General features: G+C 68.6%; 20 protein-coding genes and 3 pseudogenes. 14 read left to right on the top strand and 9 right to left on the bottom strand.

Annotated features, from left to right (window positions below):
• Positions 1–242: 242 nt before the first annotated feature.
• The 5 genes and pseudogenes from DMP23_RS47210 to DMP23_RS47190 form a co-directional block, all read right to left on the bottom strand.
• Positions 243–719 (bottom strand): helix-turn-helix domain-containing protein, encoded by a 477-nt coding sequence (locus DMP23_RS47210; RefSeq protein ID WP_337825197.1) that lies wholly within the window; start codon positions 717–719, stop codon positions 243–245.
• Positions 720–853: 134 nt separating this feature from the next.
• Positions 854–1,309 (bottom strand): annotated as a pseudogene (locus DMP23_RS47205) (recombinase family protein); the annotation flags it as partial.
• Positions 1,204–1,719, bottom strand: coding sequence for a WDGH domain-containing protein (locus tag DMP23_RS47200; RefSeq protein ID WP_337825196.1), 516 nt, complete (start codon positions 1,717–1,719; stop codon positions 1,204–1,206). The gene DMP23_RS47200 and the pseudogene DMP23_RS47205, both read right to left, overlap by 106 nt.
• Before the next feature lie 208 nt (positions 1,720–1,927).
• A complete protein-coding gene (locus tag DMP23_RS47195) occupies positions 1,928–2,323 on the bottom strand; it encodes a hypothetical protein (protein ID WP_337824592.1) in 396 nt (131 codons plus the stop codon).
• Entirely contained in the window at positions 2,311–2,619 is a 309-nt protein-coding gene (locus DMP23_RS47190) for a hypothetical protein (protein WP_337825195.1), read from the bottom strand. The genes DMP23_RS47195 and DMP23_RS47190 overlap by 13 nt, the downstream gene beginning before the upstream one ends.
• A 232-nt stretch (positions 2,620–2,851) precedes the next feature.
• On the opposite strand from DMP23_RS47190, the gene DMP23_RS47185 reads away from it, so the two are divergent.
• From DMP23_RS47185 to DMP23_RS47165, 5 genes and pseudogenes are all read left to right on the top strand, one after another.
• Positions 2,852–3,913, top strand: a complete 1,062-nt coding sequence (locus tag DMP23_RS47185) for a tyrosine-type recombinase/integrase (protein ID WP_337824594.1) — start codon at positions 2,852–2,854, stop codon at positions 3,911–3,913.
• Positions 3,914–4,023: 110 nt separating this feature from the next.
• Positions 4,024–4,230 carry a helix-turn-helix domain-containing protein gene (locus DMP23_RS47180; protein ID WP_337825194.1) on the top strand — a complete coding sequence of 69 codons (207 nt, stop codon included), beginning with the start codon at positions 4,024–4,026 and terminating at the stop codon, positions 4,228–4,230.
• A 251-nt stretch (positions 4,231–4,481) separates the two neighbouring features.
• A complete protein-coding gene (locus DMP23_RS47175; RefSeq protein ID WP_337824596.1) occupies positions 4,482–5,495 on the top strand; it encodes a hypothetical protein in 1,014 nt (337 codons plus the stop codon).
• A gap of 201 nt (positions 5,496–5,696) precedes the next feature.
• The gene (locus DMP23_RS47170; RefSeq protein WP_337824597.1) at positions 5,697–6,002 is read left to right on the top strand and encodes a hypothetical protein; all 306 of its coding nucleotides are present in this window, start codon (positions 5,697–5,699) and stop codon (positions 6,000–6,002) included.
• Between the two features lie 50 nt (positions 6,003–6,052).
• Positions 6,053–6,448: pseudogene (locus tag DMP23_RS47165) on the top strand (DUF4158 domain-containing protein); the annotation flags it as partial.
• Positions 6,449–7,534: 1,086 nt separating this feature from the next.
• On the opposite strand, the gene DMP23_RS47160 reads toward DMP23_RS47165, so the two are convergent.
• Positions 7,535–7,768 (bottom strand): hypothetical protein, encoded by a 234-nt coding sequence (locus DMP23_RS47160; RefSeq protein WP_337825201.1) that lies wholly within the window; start codon positions 7,766–7,768, stop codon positions 7,535–7,537.
• Between DMP23_RS47160 and DMP23_RS47155 the strand changes: the two are divergent.
• From DMP23_RS47155 to DMP23_RS47130, 6 genes and pseudogenes are all read left to right on the top strand, one after another.
• A pseudogene (locus tag DMP23_RS47155) lies at positions 7,692–7,889 on the top strand (hypothetical protein); the annotation flags it as partial. The gene DMP23_RS47160 and the pseudogene DMP23_RS47155 sit on opposite strands and share 77 nt — an antisense overlap.
• An 88-nt stretch (positions 7,890–7,977) precedes the next feature.
• Positions 7,978–9,039: a transposase gene (locus DMP23_RS47150; RefSeq protein ID WP_337825193.1), complete on the top strand. Its 1,062-nt coding sequence runs from the start codon at positions 7,978–7,980 to the stop codon at positions 9,037–9,039.
• The gene (locus DMP23_RS47145; protein ID WP_337825200.1) at positions 9,036–9,308 is read left to right on the top strand and encodes a hypothetical protein; all 273 of its coding nucleotides are present in this window, start codon (positions 9,036–9,038) and stop codon (positions 9,306–9,308) included. Before DMP23_RS47150 ends, DMP23_RS47145 begins: the two co-directional genes overlap by 4 nt.
• 118 nt (positions 9,309–9,426) lie before the next feature.
• Positions 9,427–10,488 carry a tyrosine-type recombinase/integrase gene (locus DMP23_RS47140; RefSeq protein ID WP_337825199.1) on the top strand — a complete coding sequence of 354 codons (1,062 nt, stop codon included), beginning with the start codon at positions 9,427–9,429 and terminating at the stop codon, positions 10,486–10,488.
• A gap of 89 nt (positions 10,489–10,577) precedes the next feature.
• Positions 10,578–12,797 (top strand): tyrosine-type recombinase/integrase, encoded by a 2,220-nt coding sequence (locus DMP23_RS47135; RefSeq protein ID WP_337825192.1) that lies wholly within the window; start codon positions 10,578–10,580, stop codon positions 12,795–12,797.
• A gap of 261 nt (positions 12,798–13,058) precedes the next feature.
• The gene (locus DMP23_RS47130) at positions 13,059–13,613 is read left to right on the top strand and encodes a hypothetical protein (protein WP_337825191.1); all 555 of its coding nucleotides are present in this window, start codon (positions 13,059–13,061) and stop codon (positions 13,611–13,613) included.
• Positions 13,614–13,615: 2 nt separating this feature from the next.
• Here DMP23_RS47130 and DMP23_RS47125 read toward each other — a convergent pair whose 3' ends face one another.
• Positions 13,616–14,119: a hypothetical protein gene (locus tag DMP23_RS47125; protein ID WP_337825190.1), complete on the bottom strand. Its 504-nt coding sequence runs from the start codon at positions 14,117–14,119 to the stop codon at positions 13,616–13,618.
• A gap of 236 nt (positions 14,120–14,355) precedes the next feature.
• Between DMP23_RS47125 and DMP23_RS47120 the strand changes: the two genes are divergently transcribed.
• Both DMP23_RS47120 and DMP23_RS47115 read left to right on the top strand, forming a co-directional pair.
• Positions 14,356–14,589: a hypothetical protein gene (locus DMP23_RS47120; RefSeq protein ID WP_337825189.1), complete on the top strand. Its 234-nt coding sequence runs from the start codon at positions 14,356–14,358 to the stop codon at positions 14,587–14,589.
• 206 nt (positions 14,590–14,795) lie between these two features.
• Positions 14,796–16,184 (top strand): IS110 family transposase, encoded by a 1,389-nt coding sequence (locus DMP23_RS47115; protein ID WP_337825188.1) that lies wholly within the window; start codon positions 14,796–14,798, stop codon positions 16,182–16,184.
• 527 nt (positions 16,185–16,711) lie between these two features.
• Here DMP23_RS47115 and DMP23_RS47110 read toward each other — a convergent pair.
• A protein-coding gene (locus tag DMP23_RS47110) for an IS3 family transposase (RefSeq protein WP_443111387.1) occupies positions 16,712–17,880 on the bottom strand; the annotation gives its coding sequence in 2 pieces (ribosomal slippage) (positions 16,712–17,611 and positions 17,614–17,880; 1,167 coding nt in all).
• A 109-nt stretch (positions 17,881–17,989) separates the two neighbouring features.
• Between DMP23_RS47110 and DMP23_RS47100 the strand changes: the two genes are divergently transcribed.
• Complete coding sequence (locus DMP23_RS47100; protein WP_337825185.1) at positions 17,990–18,517, top strand: hypothetical protein; 528 nt, start codon at positions 17,990–17,992, stop codon at positions 18,515–18,517.
• Here the strand turns inward: DMP23_RS47100 and DMP23_RS47095 are convergent.
• Positions 18,478–18,945: a hypothetical protein gene (locus tag DMP23_RS47095; protein ID WP_337825184.1), complete on the bottom strand. Its 468-nt coding sequence runs from the start codon at positions 18,943–18,945 to the stop codon at positions 18,478–18,480. The genes DMP23_RS47100 and DMP23_RS47095 overlap by 40 nt on opposite strands.
• Positions 18,946–19,023: the final 78 nt, after the last annotated feature.

Here is a 19,023-nt window from a genome sequence, read left to right as displayed (position 1 = left end):
GTAGTCGGCGAACCGTTCCTCGGGTTTCTTCGGCCGACCGTGCTTCATCGCCACGCCGTACGGGTCGATCAGCCCGAGCTGGTCCAGCCGGCGAACGCGTTCGACGAGCCGACCGTAACCGCGGCCGTCGATGCTGCCGTAGTACATCGCGCCGCCCCGGTTCTCGATCCTGCCCTCGGCGACGGCACGCAGGAGCGCGACCTGCGCGGGGAGTCAGTTTCGGTGCGCTCATCGCGGCTTCCTTACAACGCAACGTATTCGCGGATCTTGCCCTTGACGTGCGGGCGCGGGTCGCCGAGCGTCAGGCCGAGGGTCGGCAGCCGCTCGGCGATCTGCAGCTCGGTCAGTGGCTTGGTGACGGGGACGTCGGCGTAACCGCGATGATCCTCACCCCACTTATCCAGGTCCGGGTCCACGCCGCGGACGCGGGCGACGACGCCGTTGACGACGTAGACGATCGCCTTGAGCCGCGGCCGGCGGGCCGGGGCGATCGGGAACCACTTGCGGTCGGCCTCCAGCTGCACTTCCTCGCCGGCGGCGGTTTCGCCGTAGGGGCGGTTGGTGTCCGGGTCGACCTTGCCGGGCCGGGTGTTGCGGTAGACGACCAGCGCGCAGTCCCGGCCGTCCTGGTGCGCGGAGAGCTGCTTGTAGAGGGTGGAGCGGGCGACGCCGAACATCCCGGCGATCTCCTCGGCGGTGTAGTTGCCCGCGTCGTACATCCGCTGGGCCTCGTTGAGCTGGCGCTGGGCCTCGTGAGCTGGCGCTGGGTCAGCTTGGCCGGGCGGCCGCCGACCCGACCGCGCGCCCGCGCGGAGGCCAGCCCTTCGAGGGTGCCTTCCACGACGGCTTCCCGGTCGAACTCGTCCAGCGCGGCCATGAACCGGAAGTACGACCGGCCGATCGGGGTGGAGGTGTCGATGCCCTGCTCCAGGACCTGGAAGTCGACCTCGTGCTCTTCGAACCACTTGGACAGGCCGCGCAGGTGCTGGTGGTTGCGGCCGATGCGTCGCAGCCGGGTCACCGTCACCTGGTCGCCGGCCTGGAGCGTCGCGAGCAGCTTGTCGAGCTTGGGGCGGGAGACGAGCTCTCCGGAGATCTTCTCGATGACGACGTTCTCCGGCGCGACGCCTGCCTGGGTCAGCGCGTCGAACTGGCTTTCCGGGTTCTGCTCGCGGGCGGACACCCGCGCGTAGCCGTAGCGGGTCACCGTCGCCCGAACTGCCCGGGAACGGCCCTGGGGCCGCGCGATTGCCCTGCGGCCAGGGTGCGCAGGCGCGTGAGCGCGGTCTGTTTGTCGTGGCCGTCCCATCGGGCGCGCGGGTCGCCAGGGTCGACGACCGGCACCGCGGCGAACAGCGGAAGGTCCTCGGGGTTGATGTGCCAGCTGATCTGCCCGGCGTCGGTGTCGGCATAGAGCACCGGCAGGCGGGGCTCGTCCGGGTCGTTGTACGCGATCACCGCGTCCCGCCCGACGTCGAGCACCGCCGCCCGCACGAGCGCCGCGACCAGGTGCGCGCGTTCGCGGTACAACGCCCGCACCTGGTCGCTGTCGCCGGCCGGGCCGGTCCCGGCCACTTCCGCAGTGTTCTGGTCGAAAAGCTCGTTCATCGCCTCGTCGGTCTCGTTGTCGACGCGCTGCCAGTACACGCATCGGTGGTCAGGGATCCGGATGCGTTGCACCAGGCCGAGTTTCGCCATCGCGCGCAGCTGCGGGTACACCGGCTGGTGCCAGCACCAGGCCAGGCACGACCCGCGCGGGTCGCCGGGAACCGGCAGACCGGTGCCGACTCCGGAACGTTGCAGCCCGCGCGGCGGGAGATGGCCACCAGCACGTCGGGCGTCGACATCGACTCGTCGACGTCGGCGAGGATTGCCAGCAGGTGCCGCCGCACCTGCACGGTGCCGGGCTGCGGTTGCCGCCCCATCGTCAGCGTCCTTCCGCAGCCGACACCAGGTCGAACGCCAGCTGGGCGGCGTCCCCGTCGAGGTAGCGCCACTGGATCCGGGTCACGACCGTGTCCGGCGCGATTCCTTGCGCCTGAACGAAAAACCGGTCGACAGATTCGGCCGGGGTCAGCTCGGGGAAGCCTTCGCGGGCGACGTCTTCGGCGGTGATGTCCCGGAGGGGTTCGCGGCGAACGTCCACGACTTCGACGTCGACGATCCGCACCAGCGGCACGCCCGTTTTCCGGCCCATCACCTTGCGGCACAGCGTGATCCGCTCACCAGAGCGCAGATACGCCCACCCGGTTCGGCGGGTGACGGTCTTCGTGCGGGCGCGCACAGCGTCTTCGGTGAAGGCGACCGACATCAGGCGCGGCACGGTTCACACCGCCCCGGCGTCGCGGCACCGCGTGCCGTCGCAGCCCGGCACGCGGCAGCGGACCCGTTCGTAGCGTTCGTCGGCGAGCAGCGCCAGGTCCAGGCACGGCTGGCTGCCCCGGGCAGCGGCGCGCACACGATGTAGACCAGGTCCCCGTCGCGGTTGTCCTTGCCGTACACCGCGTGCGCGACCTCGTGCGGCACCGGATGCCGCATCGCGGCGGTGACCGTTTCGACCGGAGCCCCGCATCCGTCGCAGACGATCGGCTGCCCGCCGGGCGTCGTCGCGATCGACATCGCACCCACCTCCCACATGAGTCCGCTAAAGGGCAGCGCAACAGTCGATGGGTTCGTGAGTTCGGTCAGCGCTGTCGGCTGCATTGATCGTGCCTGGACCAGGGCTTGTGGGCATGGTCGGCTGTTCTCGACCCCAATTGAATCTGTGTCATCCAGAGTGACATGATCGCCTCTTCAATGAGTGATCTTCACTGAGGATGAAGGCGAGGGGTGTGGGTTGGCACTGGCTGTGGTGCGTGACCTACGTGATCTGCGTGCGCCGGAAACTCCGGAGGACCTCGCCGACTTCGAGACGGACGTGCTGGCCGGGTTCGTGCTGGCACGTGCGTCAGCCGGGTTGGTGGACAGCACGATCCGCAACGACACCAACCACCTGGAGCTGATCAGGGACTGGTTCGGCCGTCCGCTGTGGGAAATGCAGCCTCCGGACGCCGATGTCTACTTCGGCAAAGAACTGCGCGACGCGAGGCCGTCGACGCGGACCGGCCGCGCCGGGGCGCTGGCGGTGTACTTCGAGTACCTCGAATTGCGCCACAAGGTCGAACTGCACAACCTCACCGGCCGGGTTGTCGAGTGTCCGCTCGACGAGATGAACCGGCCTCGCCAGTCGGTCGAGCCGCAGTTGCGGATCCCGCCCACCGAGGCCGAGATCGAGCAGCTGTTCTCCGGATGGCGCCAGGAATTGGTCACCTGCCGCAAGTTCTCGCCGATGGCCCGCAACTACGCGGTCGCTCGCCTCGCGGCCGATGTGGGCGTGCGGATCAACGAGGCCCGGATGCTCGACCTGGACGACGTCCGGTGGGAGCTGGGCCGGTACGGCAAGCTCAACGTCCGGCACGGCAAAGGCTCGCGCCGCAAAGGCCCGAAACCACGCCTCGTGCCGTTGATCAACGGTGCGGACCGCAATCTGCACTGGTTCATCGAGGACATCTGGGGCCAGTTCGGCGACGATCACACGCGTCAGGGCGCCCCGTTGTTCCCCTCCGAACGCAAGAACCAGGACGGCTCCTGCTCACGAGCGACCGCCGATGTGTTCCGGCGAGCGCTGACCGCGGCCACCGCCGCACACCTGCCGACCTGGGCGGGGAAGCTCACGCCCCATGTCCTGAGGCACTTTTGCGCCAGCCAGCTCTATCTCGGGGGCATGAGCCTGTTCGCCATCCAGGAGCTGCTCGGTCACGCCTGGACCGGCACCACGGCCCGGTACATCCACGTTCACGGCAGTCACGTCGAAGACGCATGGATCACCGGGCAGCAACGCGCCGCCGACCGATGGAAGGGACTTGCACGATGAAGTGGAATCTGCGCCTGGCCGCAGCTAATCGGCATCTGGAAGGCCAGCGAGTTCCAGCGGATGCTCGCCGACCGAGGCCTGGTGATCAGCGCAGGCAAGATGTCCGGGCTGTGGTCGGCACGCCGAACGTCGTCAAGCTCGACGAGCTGGACGTCATGTGCGCGGTGCTTGGCTGCGGGGTGGAGGAACTGCTGCTGCCCGAGCCGGGCAAGGTGTCGCAGCCAGATGCCACCACGGACGAGACCACCGCCGTGGTGGGCGAGGCTCGTGCCGTCACGCCGCGTCGCCGCGCTGGGAGATCCCTTCCGCCGCGGTGAAATGTGTCCACTGTGGAACGCCGCTTCCTGCTGGGAGTCGCCGGGATCGTGCTTACTGCGACAACAGATGCCGAGGGTTGGCGTCGTACTACCGCCGCAAGGACGGCGTCCCGACGCCGTCGCGGTGGCAGCATCCGGCACTGAGATCGAGCGATTCGGTGGTGCGGGCCGCTGCGGTCCAGGCCGAGCAACTCGGTGCCGCCCACGGCTGGGACCGCTCGACAACACGGCAGGTTCTGGACGGCCTAGTCGTGCTGCTCGACGGCCGGCCCGTCGACGACAGAGTCCTCGTGACCGAGATCCGCGAACGTCGGCTGCGCAACTCCCGCCGGATCGCCGAGGCCCTCGCCAAGCTCGATCTCCTCCAGGACGACACCACACCCGCGATCCGGCGATGGATCGAGCGCTGTGTCGGCGAGCTGCCGGCCGGCTTCGCTGCCCCGGTCCGGGCCTGGCTGCTGGTCCTGTTGGAGGGAGACGCCCGGACCCGGAGCCGATCACAGCCGACCGTCTACCGGTACTTCGGCGCCCTCCGGCCGACCCTCAACCGCTGGGCAACGAAGTACGACCACCTCCGCGAAGTGACCGTCGCCGACGTCAACGAGGTACTGGACCCGCTGCGCGGCCACCAGCGGCGCACCGCGGTCCCTGCGCTACGGTCTCTGTTTCTCTACGCCAAGAAGCGCGGCCTCGTCTTCACCAATCCCACGACCCGGCTTAAGGCCAGCCGCGTCGACTTGAGCCTGCAGTCGATGACCGACACCGAGATCCGCGCCGTCGAGAAGCTCGCCGACGATCCAGCGCAACGGCTGATCATCGCCCTGGCCGCCATCCACGCCGCCCGAACCGGCGCGATCAGGCGACTCACACTCGACGACCTCGACATCCCGAACCGACGGATCACCATCGGCGGACACCGACGCCGGCTCGACGAGCTGACCCACAAAGCGCTGCAGGCATGGCTCGATCATCGCCGCACCACCTGGCCGCGCACCCCGAACCGGCACGTGCTGATCGCCGGTCGGACCGCACTCGGCACCGAGCCCGTCAGCCACGTCCATCTCACCAACCGTCTGAGCCAACACGGGTTCACCATCGACCGCATCCGCAGCGACCGGATCCTTCACGAAGCACTGGCCTCCGGTGCGGATCCGCTGCACCTGGCGCTAGTTTTCAACTTGTCCCACGCCACCGCCAGCCGATACACCGTGCTCGCCGAGCATCTGCTTGACAACCAGCTCGAGCGCGGCACCGAACAGCAGTAACCGCTACGCTCACAGCCACGAACCCACCGGGATTCCCCGCTTCGGCGGCGGCGAGGCCGTCAGTTCCCGACGAAGCGCGTTCACTCGCGCTGAACTCACCGGGGAATTCGGACTCTATTAGCTGGCCCGAGCCGCAAAGTAAGGGTGGAGTGCCTGGTCAGGGGATACCGGCGCGTCGGCGGTGGGGGTTCACTGGGTGGCGTGCCTGGACCGCGCAACGAGTTCGAGGAGCACCTGGTGGAGCTGGCCGATGGTGATCCGGGGTTTCTGGCTGATGTTTCCGAGGTGATCGGCTACGACTTGGAGGAGCCGCGCGCCGCGGTGGTGTGTCCGCGGTGCGGCAGGACGCTGGACGAGGAGGGGGAAGACCGGATGACGGGCTCGAACGCGGCCGGGGCGAGGCGTGTGCTGGTCTGCTTCGACTGCGAGTGCGCGGAGGAGGCCCGGATGCTGCGCGGCCGCAGGCTGCCGCCGCCGTCCGAGTGGCCGGTCCCGCGAGGGCGCTGACCCGGGCGGCGTTACAGGGATTAACTGCTGGTCCGATCAGTGTTGGCTCTATGGTTGCGTTCGTGCGCCGTGAGTGGTCGTCGGAGGATCTGGTCGGGTCGTGGACTTTGGTCGGCGAGGACTGGAAGCTGGTGGGCAACAAGTCGGGCGCGACCCGGCTGGGGTTCGTTGTGCTGTTGAAGTTCTTCGAGATCGAGGCGCGGTTCCCGCGCTCGGCGTCGGAGGTGCCTGCGGCGGCGGTGGCGTATCTGGCCGAGCAGGTGAAGGTCGACCCGGCAGGTTTCGCGGAGTACTCGTTCACGGGCCGGACGATCGAGTACCACCGGGCGCAGGTGCGGGCGGCGTTCGGGTTCCGGGAGTTCTCCCGGGACGACGAGGACAAGCTGGCGGGGTGGCTGGCGGCCGAGGTGTGCCCGGTGGAGTTGCGGGACGAGCAGCTGCGCGAGGCGCTGCTGGTCCGGTGCCGCAGCGGACGCCTGGAGCCGCCGGGCCGGGTGGAGCGGATCGTCGGCTCGGCGCGGTCGTCGTTCGAGAAGCAGTTCTGCGAACGCGTGGCCGCGCGGCTGGGCGACGGCTGCGTCGCGCGGCTGGAGGCGCTGGTCGCGGACGAGATCGAGCCGGGCTCGCGGGGGCTGCCCTCGGAGCTGAAGGCCGATCCGGGGCAGGTGGGGCTGGAGACGCTGCTGCGGGAGATCGGGAAACTCACCGCGATCGGGCGATCGGGCGCCGGCGGGGCTGTTCGCGGACACCTCGGAGAAGCTGGTGGAGTCGTGGCGGTCGCGGGCGATGCGGTCGTATCCCTCGGACCTGCGGGAGGCGTCGCCTGCGGTGCGGTGGACGCTGCTGGCGGCGTTGTGCTGGCTGCGGGCCTCGGAGATCACCGACGCGTTGGTGGACCTGCTGATCGCGCTGATCCTGAAGGTGAACACGCGCGCGGACAAACGGGTGGAGCGGGAGCTGAACCGCGGACCTGCGGCGGGTACGGGGCAAGGAAAGGCATCCTTTTCCGGCTCGCGGAGGCGGCGGTGGCGCATCCGGACGCGAAGGTCCGCACCGCGCTGTATCCGGTGGTGGGCGAGAAAACGCTGCGGGAGCTGGTGCGGGAGGCCCGCGCCGAACGAGGTGGTGTTCCAGGCGCGGGTGCGCACGGTGCTGCGCTCGTCGTACTCGAATCACTACCGGCGGATGCTGCCGACGTTGCTGGCTGCGCTGGATTTCCGGTGCAACAACACCGCCTACCGGCCGGTGATGGCCGCGCTCGAGCTGCTGGACCGCCACGCGAGCGTGGACGGGAAGACCCGCTTCTACGCCGAGGGCACCCCGGTGCCGGTCGAGGGCGTGGTCCCGAAGGCGTGGCGGGAGGCGGTGGTCGACGACCGCGGCCGGATCGAGCGGATCCCGTACGAGCTGTGCGTGCTGGTCGCGCTGCGCGACGCGGTGCGCCGCCGGGAGATCTGGGTGGCGGGCGCGAACCGGTGGCGCAATCCCGAGGACGACCTGCCCGGCGATTTCGAGGCCTCCCGGGAAGTGCATTACGCGGCGCTGCGGCAGCCGACCGACCCGACCGCGTTCATCGCCGGGCTGCAGCAGCGGATGCGCGACGCCCTGACCGGGCTGGACACGGCGCTGGCCGGCGGTTCGGCGGGCGGGGTGCGGATCACCCGCCGCCGCGGCGAGCCGTGGATCACCGTGCCGAAGCTGGAACCGCTGCCCGAACCCGCGCGATTGCAGGCGATCAAGGACGAGGTGGTGCGCCGCTGGGGCACTCTGGACCTGCTGGACGTCCTGAAGGACTCCGATTTCCTGGCCGACTTCACCGCCGAGTTCACCTCGGTCGCATCGAGGGAGAACCTCGACCGGGACACGCTGCGCCGGCGGCTGCTGCTGTGCTTGTTCGCGCTGGGCACGAACATGGGGATCAAGGCGATCGTGGACACCGGCGAGCACGGCGAGACCGAGGCTGCGCTGCGGGCACGTGCGCCGGCACTTCATCACCCGCGACAACCTGCGCCGCGCGATCGCGAAGCTGGTCAACGCCACCTTCGAGGCCCGCGACCCGCACTGGTGGGGCACCGCGACCGCGTGCGCGTCGGATTCGAAGAAGTTCGGGTCGTGGGAGTCGAACCTGATGACCGAGTGGCACAACCGCTACGGCGGGCCGGGCGTGATGATCTACTGGCACGTCGAGCGGCGCAACGTGTGCATCTACTCCCAGCTCAAGAGCTGTTACAGCTCCGAGGTGGCGGCGATGATCGAGGGCCTGCTGCGGCACTGCACCGACGCGGAGATCGAGGCCAACTACGTCGACACCCACGGCGCCAGCGTCGTCGGGTTCGCCTTCACCGAACTGCTCGGGTTCCGGCTGCTGCCCCGGCTGAAGAACATCGGCTCGATCCGCCTCTACCGGCCCGACGACGCCGGCGCCTACGCTTCGCTCGGGCAGGTGCTGATGCGGCCGATCCGGTGGGAGCTGATCGCCCAGCAGTACGATCAGATGGTCAAGTACGCCACCGCGCTCCGCCTCGGCACGGCGGAATCGGAGTCGATCCTGCGGCGTTTCACCCGCGGCGGCCCGAAACACCCCACCTACCAAGCGCTGGAGGAACTCGGGCGGGCGGTGCGCACGATCTTCGCCTGCGACTACCTCGCCTCCCCGGAGCTGCGCCGGGAGATCCACGGCGGGCTGCAGGTGGTGGAGAACTGGAACTCCGGCAACACCGTCATCTTCTACGGCAAGGACGGAGACCTCACCGGCCCCGACCGCGAGCACGCCGAGGTCTCCATGCTCGCGCTGCACCTGCTGCAGTCCGCGCTCGTGCACATCAACACCCTGCTGCTGCAAGCGGTTCTCGAAGTTCCGCGCTTCCACGACAGCGTCGGCCCCGACGAACGCCGGGCCCTGACCCCGCTGTTCTGGACTCACGTCAACCCCTACGGCCGGTTCCGGCTGAACATGGACACCCGCCTCGACCTCGACGGCACCGCCCCCGCCGCACCGGCCGAGAATGTTGCACCTGCCGTGGAATCCGTGCTGTGACAACGGATCCGGGCGCGAGCGGCCCCGACGACGGGTCTGCGCGGGCGCGGGCGCGGCGGGAAATCCGGCTCACCGCGGGAATGCTGGCCGAGATCGTGCGCCGGCCGTCGCCGGAACCGGTGCTGTACCTGCGCTGCGACGGCGGCGGCTACGTCACGCCGGAGGAGTCCGTGTGCCCGCTGCGCGGGGCCGCCAGCCCCCGCGTGGTCGGCGACCAGCTCGGCCCCGCGAACCCGGCTGCGGGGAAGACCTCTGCTTCGAGGTGCTGATCGACGACGTCGAATGGCGGGTATCCCAGCTCGTTCTGCTATCAGTTACGTGGAATCAGAGGGTCGGCGATGATCTTCGCCGTCCGGTTCCGCGAGCTGAGGAGGTCCGTTGGGGACTGTGGTCCTGGCGGAGAAATGGCCCATCCTGCTTCGGCATGAGCAGGCGGCTGAGTGGCTGCAGGTCTGGTCGGACCTCGGGCGGGCCCCGCGGACCATCGACGCGTACGCCCGCGGACTGACCGAATATCTGACGATGTGCGAGCGGGCCGCCGTTGACCCGGCGTCCGCGAAACGTGCGCACGTCGCCGCCTACGTCCGGGAGCTCACGGAGCGGCCGAGCCGCCGCGGCGCGAACGTCGTGGTCCTGGACTCCGGTGCCGGTCTGTCCAACGCCACGATCCAGCAGCGGCTCGTGCCGGTGCGGCTGTACTACGACTTCCTCATCGAAGACGGTGTGCGCGAGTCCAACCCCGTCGGCCGGGGCCGTTACACCCCGCGCCGCAAGCTCGCTGGTCACGAACGCGGCCTGGTGTCGCGGGTCAAGAAGCTGCCGTGGATCCCGACCGAGGACGAGTGGCTGCGGCTGCTGGAGGCCGCGCTCGGCGAGCCGATCCGCAACCGGCTGATGCTGGCCCTGGCCTACGACGCCGCCTTGCGCCGCGAAGAGCTGTGTTCCCTGCGCACCGATGACATCGACCCCGCCCACCGCACGCTGCGGATCCGCGCCGAGACAACCAAGTCCCGGAAGGAACGGATCGTGCCGTATTCGGCGTCGACGGGCGTGCTGTTGTCGCTTTACCTGGCCTGGCGTTCATCCATCACCCGGGCCCGCGGCCCCTTGTTCCTGTCGGAGTCCCGCCGCAACTTCGGACAGCCGCTGTCGATCTGGAGCTGGTCGAAGATCGTGCGCAGGATCGCGCTCGCGGCCGACGTCCCCCGGTTCTCCACGCACACCACGCGACACCTGTGCCTGACCGACCTCGCACGGATGGGCTGGGAACTGCATGCCATCGCCGCGCTGGCCGGACACGCCAACCCGGAAACGACCATGATCTACATCCATCTGTCAGGTCGTGACCTGGCCAAGAAGCTCAACGCCGGGATGAAGCACATCCACTCCTGGCGGCTGGACAAGCTCGCGGCTCTCCCGCCCGGCGAGGCGAAGGAACTCGAGCGATGAGCAGCGAGCCTGCCGGCGCTTCGGATCGTCCGGGCTCCGCCCTGACGTGGTCGTGGCCTATCGATGCAGCCGCCTACGATTGCCGTCCTTTGCGCGATGCCGAACTCGCCGCCCTTCGCGCGCTTGACATCGACGAGATTCGCCGCTGCGGCTTGGTCGGCCACGCCCCGGTCCTTCGGCCGGTCGCCCGGCTGGTCCGCCCCCTCGCGGACGCGCAGGACGCTCTGCACCGGCTCCGCGGGGAAGCGGACCGCCGCAGGCACGCGCGGGACGCAGCCGGGTTGCTGCTGCTCCGGTCCGGCGAGCTACACCGAACCTTCTGGGCATGGTCGACGCAGGACTGGATCGACCTGATCCAGGTCGAAGGCGCTGAGTTCAGGCGCTCGTGGGGCGGGCAGATCGGTCCCAACGCACGCCCGTTCATCATCGCCTACGCCTACCTGCTCGCCGGCTTCACCGCTTTCGATCGGATCGGCCGATTCCACCGGCCCGGCCTCGCCCAGCGGGTGTTCGGCCCGGATCCGGTCGACGAAGCCGTCGGGCAGGTCTGCGGGCAGCTCAGCGACTGGGGATACCGGAGCCGCCCCGAGAAACTGACCGCTGCGACCTGCCACGTCCTGCTGCTGAACCGCAGCCCTCTGCTGCGCGACCTGTCCGGAGACATCCTGGACACCGCGTGCACGACCGCGGGCTACCTGGGCAAAGTGCTCCACGGAATCCATCGAGCTGCTGCCGCGCTGGGCCACGTCGATCCGCCGAGCCCGCCGCAACACGGCGGCCTCGCGGAGATGGAAGGAGTGGCGGGCACTTGGCAAGCATCGGTCGAACGGTGGTACGCGACTTCCACGTTGACGCCGAAGATCCGCACGAGCTATCGCCGCGTGCTTGCGAAAATCGGTCGTTGGCTGGCTGCCGAGCATCCCGATATCACCGAACCCGCACACTGGACGAGGCAGACCTGCGCGTGCTGGGTCGCAGCGCTCGACCGGATGCGGATCGGTGACTACAACCAGTGGAACAAGGGCCTCGGCGGCAGGCAAGGGCAGCCCTTCTCCGCCGAGACCAAGTCCGGATATCTTGCCGCGACCAGGACTTTCTTCCGCGACCTGCACGAATGGGAATGGATCCCGCGGCGGTTCGACCCTGCGCTGGCGCTGAGGACACCCCGCAGCGTCCTCGCGCTCCTGGGCCCGGACCCGCGCGTGATCGCTGACGACATCTGGGCCAAGCTGCTCTGGGCGGGCTTGAACCTCGATCCGACCGACCTGCCGACCTCAGACAACCGCACATACCCTGTCGAACTGATCCGCGCGATCACCCTGGCCTGGCTGTTCGCCGGTCAACGCAGTGACGAGATCGCCCGGTTCCGGATCGGCTGCATCCGTTGGCAGCACGAGGGAATCCCGATCCCCAGCGACTCCGACGACGTCCTCGCCCAAGACGCCGTCTGCCTGCTGGAAGTTCCGACTCACAAGACCGGGACCATGTTCACCAAGCCCGTCGATCCCCTTGTGGGCAAAGCGATCGAGGCATGGCAAGCCGTCCGCCCTGAGCAACCGCCCATCCTCGATTCCAAGACCAACGACTACGTCCATTTCCTGTTCGCCTACCGAGCCCGGCGAGTCTCGAAGCAGTACATCAACGACACCATCATCCCGATGCTCTGCCGCAAGGCCGGCGTCCCGACCGCCGACCTCCGCGGCAACATCACCAGCCACCGCGCCCGGTCCACGATCGCAACCCAGCTCTACAACGCCAAAGAACCGATGACGCTGTTCGAGTTGCAGGAATGGCTCGGACACCTCGACCCCTCGTCGACGCAGCACTACGCCAAGATCACCCCGAAGACCCTCAGCAAGGCCTATCAGGACGCCGGATACTTCTCCCGCAACGTCCGCACCATCGAAGTCCTGGTCGACCGCGACGCCGTCACCTCCGGCGAGGCCGCGAACGGCCAGCCCTGGCAGTACTACGACCTCGGCCACGGCTTCTGCACCTACACTTTCTTCGAGCAGTGCCCGCACCGCATGGCCTGCGCCCGCTGCGACTTCTACACCCCGAAGAACTCGAGCAAGGGCCAGCTGCTCGAAGCCAAGGAGAACCTCCAGCGCATGCTCGCCAACGTGCCGCTGACCGAGGACGAGCAGGCCGCAGTCGACGACGGCCAAGCCGCGCTCGACCGGCTCCTCGAGCGTCTGGTCGACGTCCCAGCCCCGGACGGGGCGACACCGCGCGAAATCGGAGTTCCGGCCACCGCGACGCTGCTCCCGATCGTCGCCGTCAACCAGGGCAAACACGACCGATCTTGACAAATCTGATTCCACATAATGCGCTGGACCTGCGTCGGGTACACCCTCGACCGCGCCACCCCGGCGCGGTGGCCGGGGTGGCGTGTCCGCGAGTGCGGGCAGATGCGCCCCCAGCAGGGCTTTCGCGGACACAAACGGTCAACAACTCCCCGTCGCGGATACCCGTTTGGTGGATGCAGGTCGAGTCGGGCAGCAAGTAGTTTCTGCTGTCGGGAAGGCGGGGATTTTCGTTTAGGTCCAGTTTTTACCGTCTGATCCCTTATGTCTTCCTTCGAGGTGTCGACTGTTGGGAGGGGATCCGTTGTGAAGTTCAATAGACTTGTCAAACTTGGCGGTGTGTTCGGTGCCGTATCGCTTGTGTTAGGCACCGCGCTGGCCGCGCCGGCTGCGGCCGCCGATGCCGGCTCGGGCGGAGCGCGGCACTGTGTCGAGGTGGTGCAGAAGAAGCTGCCCGGCGAAACTGCATCCCGCGTGTTGTCCCGTACCTGCGCGGATTCCGCCGCCAAACTGGTCCGCCCGCTCGACGACCCGCTGATCATCACCTTCTGGGAAGATGCCGGGTACGAGGGCGACCACGTGGAGGCATACGGCGACTCCGGGCCGTGTGATGCCGCCGGGTACGGGTTCAATGACATGTCGGACATCCTCGACGGCGGCACATCGTCGTACAAGCTCGCCGGCGGCTGCACGGTTGCCGAGTATTTCTCCGACACTTACCTCGAAGGCAGCTTCAGCGGTCTGATCTACGGCGACCAGTCCATCGTGACGGGCGGGTGGAACGACAATATCGGGTCGATGTCGATCCACGCAGGGTAGTCTCAAGAGGCGGTGAGCAGCGCCCAGTGGTCGGCATGCGGTGTTGTCATGTTGGGGTTGCGCAGCCGTGTGGTGGGGGTCTGGCGGGTTCTCGCGTCGGGCATCGCGGTGGGCAGCGGCTGACGCGGGTTGAAGCCGTACCGCTCGTCGTCGATACGTTCGAACTCCAAGCCGGCGGGTTCGACGTCGATTCCGTTCGCGGCGAGGAACACCTCGTCCGCGCTGCTGGTGCAGGCGGCCCATCCGCCCGCGAACCGGTACACCGCGGCAGGAACCGCGTTGCCGTCGACCCGCCAGGAGACGCGCGCCCAGCCGGCGGGATCGCGTGTCGCCTCGCGGAATCGCCGCGACAGAAGGTCGTGGTGTTCGCGCAGGAACGCCGGATCCCGGGGCAGGGTCATGTCGAACAACGACTGCGCCGCCCGGTCGGCAACTGCCGCGAGTACGTCGTCTCGTGGCTGCTGCAGCCAGAACGGATCCCGCCGCGAGATGCTTCCGACGCGCACTCCTGCTCTGTCGTCGTCCCTGGTGTGTGCCACCCAGACCGCGGACGGTGCAGCCCCGACCCGGCCCTGCACCAAATCCAGGGCCAGAACCCCGGCCCAGCCAGCGAGACCGCGCAGGGGGAAATCCGGCGGAGGAACCTGCCTCGATGGTACGTTCGCCGATACTTCCATCAGCCCAGTAAACCAGAACGACCCCTCTCCGTAGTCGACCGAACGCCGTGGCAGGGAGGACGTCCGTGGCCTCGACGGAGCCGGCCGGGTCGATCGTGCGGCGGATCGCCGCCGCCGGTGCGCTCGGGTCGGCGGCGGGCGTCGCGACGGCATGCGCTTACTACACCCCCGGTCTGCGCGTGCTCGCACACGGATTCGTGATGTGGGTCGGGCTGCTGGTCGCGGTTTCCGCACGACGACCGGCCAGGCAAGCGGTTGCCGCAGCCTCGGCGCTCCTGGTCGCCGGCGTTCTCTCCTAATCAGTTCTGGGAGTGGGCCATCCGGCACACTCCTGGTGGTAGCCGGCCGGCAGGTGAGCACTTTTCTCTCCTGGACATCGAGTCCTGATGAAAGACTGTGCCCCTGCCGGTGGGCCGGGAGAACTGATCGCTGCTGGGATGTCGTGCCTGCCCGTGAGGCGTGAGCACTGCTTGATTAGGTCGCTGATGGTTCTCCCGCGGGCTGCGTGCTGGTGATCGACAAGGGAGGATCGTTGCGGCTGTTGGTAGGGGACGACTGGGCTGAAGACCATCACGACGTGGAGGTGATGGATGGCTCCGGACGCCGGCTGGCCAAGGCTCGCTTGCCCGAGGGCGTGGCGGGGATGGCCCGCTTGCACGCCATGATCGGGGAACTGGCCGGGGACACCGCGCCGGAGGATGTCGAGGTACTGGTCGGGATCGAGACCGATCGGGGACCGTGGGTGGCCGCGCTGGTCACGGCGGGATACACAGTACTGGCGGTGAATCCGTTGCAGGCGGCCAGATTTCGCGATCGGCTGGGGGTTTCGGGCGCCGAGAGCGACGCCGGCGACGCGCACGTGCTGGCCGACATGGTCCGCACGCACGCCCACGAGCTGCGCCCGGTCGCGGGCGAGGGCGCACAAGCCGAAGCGATCAAAATCGTGACCCGCACCCACAAAACGCTGATCTGGGAACGCACTCGGCATGCGCAGCGGCTGCGGCACGCGCTGCGCGACTACTTTCCCGCCGCACTGGAAGCGTTCGACGACCTGGATGCCGCCGACACCCTGGAACTGCTGGCCAAGGCCCCGACCCCGGCGCAGGCCGCCCGGTTGACCACGACGCAGATCAGCGCCGCGCTCACACGCGCCCGGCGCCGCAACATCACGGCGAAGACGGCGGCGATCCAGGCCGCGTTGCGCGCTGATCACTTGGGTCAGCCTGAGATCCTGACGACCGCCTACGCCGCCTCGGTCCAGGCGCTGATCGCGGTCCTGACCGTGCTCAATACCCAGGTCGCCACCCTGCAGGGGCAGGTGGAGACCCATTTTGGGCAGCACCCGGCCGCTGAGATCATCGTGTCCCAGCCCGGGTTGGGACCGGTGCTCGGCGCCCGGGTGCTCGCAGAGTTCGGCGACGAGCCCGCCCGTTACGTCACCGCCAAGGCCCGCAAGAACTACGCGGGCACCTCGCCCATCACCCGCGCATCCGGGAAGAAGAAGGTCGCCCTGGCCAGATTCGTCCACAACGACCGCCTCATCGATGCCCTGATGACCCAGGCGTTCGCCGCGCTGAAAGCCTCGCCGGGCGCCCGCGCCTACTACGACCGCCTGGTCGCATCACGCCGAGAACACTGCGGGTTGACATTTCAGCTCCTGGGATGTCTTTCATCTCGGGAAAGCTGTTGGTTACGGCCTGAAGCATCCGGGCAGCGAGTACCGGACGGATGCGGCGACCGTCGTCCTGTGGTGTCTGCTCGCCGTGGCAGGCGGCACGGTCTTGGGAGCTGCTTTCGCCCGGATCGGCGCAGCAGGCTGGCCCGCGGCGGCCGCGACCGCGCTGGCTGGGGGATTACTGGTCGCGGACACTTTCGCATCCTTTCGAGCAGCTGACGGAGTTGCACTGACCGCAGTCGCCGTGGCGGCTCTGGCAGTCGTGGTGTCCGCAGCTGAGCGCACCGTAACGCAGTGGCGGCGTGTGGGCGCGCTGCTGGTTCCGGCAGCTATCATTGGGTGCCTGGTGATCAGAACCCCCGATCTTCTCGAGGCCGTGATCCACGGCCTCGCGTGACGGACCAGCCCTCCGCAGGCGCACCGGGTTTGCTGTGCCCAGGCCAACGCTTCGGTACGCGGAGGGTGCCGAAGCCCTCCCACACAGCAGATCGCCAGCCTGGCCGCCAGGATGCGGGGTTTTCCCTTCGGCAACTGGACGGGCTTGCCGCGGGTTCCGGCCAGCAGGACGTTGACGGGGGCCACGGCAACAGCGAACTGGTGCCCGAGGCCGCGGTGCCATCAGGGCCTCAATAGAAACCTACTTTGTCAGATAATGACGTATTACCTGACAAACTGGGTTTCGGCTCCTGCGGGAACGCCCGCGCGGGCCGCACCTGAGGTTTCCCCCGGGGGCCGGACACCGGGTTTCATGCTGCATGGGCGTGGTGGTGACGATAGTTCAGACGGGTTTCGTGTGGTGTTCGGTAGCCGAGGGTGGAGTGCAACCGGTGGTGGTTGTAGTAGGCGAGGTAAGCGAAAACCGCTTGCCTGGCTTCGTCGCGGGTGGGCCAGGAGCGTGCGCCGATCTCGGTTTTGAGGGTGGCGAAGAAGGATTCGGCGGCGGCGTTGTCGTAGCAGGATCCGGTCCTGCCCATCGAGGCCCGGATCCCGTGCGCGGTCAGGGTGGCGCGGAACTCCGTTGAGGCGTATTGGGTGCCGCGGTCGGAGTGGAACACCGCGCCGGCGGCGAGCAGGCCGCGGTCCGCGGCGAGCGTGATCGCGTCGCGGACGAGATCGGCGCGCATGTGCGGGGCGAGGGCGTGCCCGACGATTTCGCGGGTGTGCAGGTCGAGCACGGTGGCCAGGTAGAGCCAGCCTTCCTCGGTGGGCAGGTAGGTGATGTCCCCGACCAGCCGCTGTCCCGGCGCGTGCGCGGTGAAGTCGCGGCCGATCAGATCCGGGACCGCGGCGGCGGTCTTGTCGGGGCGGGTCAGCGACTGCCGCCGACGCCGGGTGATCCCGGCGATGCCGCGTTCGCGCATGACCCGCTCGACCCGCTTGTGGTTGACCGCTTCGCCGCGGCGGCGCAGTTCCGCGGTGATTCTCGGGCTGCCGTAGGCGCCGCGGTGGGCGGCGTGGATCCCGGCGATCTCGTCCGCCAGCCGCTCGTCCTGCCCGGCCCGCTGTTCGCGGGCCGGGGCGGCGGCGAGCCACTCGTAGAACCCCGGGCGGCGCACGTCCAGGACACGGCACAGCCGGGCGACGCCAAACGTGGCGCGGTGGGAGGAGATGAACCGGTAGCTGCGGGTCAACGACCCATCTCCTGCGCGAAATAGGCGGCCGCTTTCCGCAGGATCTCCTTCTCTTTCTCCAGCTCCGCCACCCGCGCCCGCAGCTGGCGCAGCTCCCGCTCCGCGGCGTCCCCGCCGGTCTCGGCCGCCTGATCGGCGCGGTCGGCGGCCCGCACCCACGTCCGCAGCGTCTCGTGATTCACCCCCAGCTCACGAGCCACCTGCGCCAACGGACGAGCCGACGACCGCACCAACGCGACCGCGTCCCGCCGAAACTCCTCCGGATACCTCGACGAACCAGACACAAACACATCCTTCCCCAGGCCAAAGCCAAGGATCAAAGTGTCCGGCACACCGGGGGAACCTCAACCCCTTTCGCGCGTGTTATCTGACAATGACGAGGAGGGCCGTCCGATGGCCGCCGGACCGCTCCTGACCGCCGTGGCGGATGCGCCGGCGGACGGCGTGCCGACCGCGGACGCGCTCGCCTCGTTCCTGTGGCACCTGGCCGACAAGCGCGGCCGGTCCGGCCGGATCACCTCGCCCGAGACCGTCCGCTCCTACACTTCCGCCCTGCCGACCGCGTTCGCCGGAATCGCCGGCCTCTGCGAGCTGGAGCACGACGGCCGCGACCGGCTGCACGCCAACATCCGCACGGCCCGGGGCAGCAAAGCGCCCTCGACGTTCAACGCCCGCCGCGCCGCCGTCGCCTCCGCGCTGGCCTACTTCCACGACCAGGAATGGATCGGAGACCCGGCTGCGCTGCTGGCCGGGCTCGACCGGCAGCACCAGCCCAAGCCCGACGACAACCGCGTCCGCACCCGCGAGCAGATCGACCGGCTGATCACCGACAAACGCCGCTCGCTCGAGGATCGGCGTTTGAGGCTGGTGAGGTCGCCTATTCAACTGTCGCCAGTTCTCCGGCGTCGTAGCGGTGAGTGATCGCCGGGGGCGTAGCGGCTCCAGGTGACGCCTGCCTGTGTGGCGATTCTGGTCGCGGTGATGTGGTGGTAGCCGAGAGCGTGAGCGACGACGGGCGCTGGCATGTCGAGGACGTGCTGGAGGATCGCCGAGGTCCGGCCGGTCGTGGTGGGGACGCCGAGGTCGTTGACCAGGGCAGCAAGCGACTCGGAGTGCATCGGCTGGCCGGCGCGGCGGCCAGGGAACAACCAGCGTGAATTCGGGTTGGTGGCGGTGTTCATGTTGTCCCGCTTGCCAATCCACTCGAACAGCAGGGCTGCGAAGGGCGCGGGAACTGGCGAGGGCGGGTCGCCGAGACGCAACAGCGCCTGGTCTCCGTCGCAGATGACGTCGTTGACGGTGAGCTGGACGATCCTGCTGAGCCGCTGTGCGTAGAGCAGCACGATCACCCCAGCAACCCGGGACCGCAATGGCAGTTCGGGCTCGGAGAGCAGGCACCCCAGTAGTGCCATCCGCTCGTGCGGCGG

Origin of the sequence: Amycolatopsis sp. A1MSW2902 (assembly GCF_017312175.1) — a bacterium.
In the GTDB taxonomy this organism is placed as follows: Bacteria; Actinomycetota; Actinomycetes; order Mycobacteriales; family Pseudonocardiaceae; genus Amycolatopsis; species Amycolatopsis nivea.
This window is presented reverse-complemented; position numbering and strand designations above follow the sequence as displayed.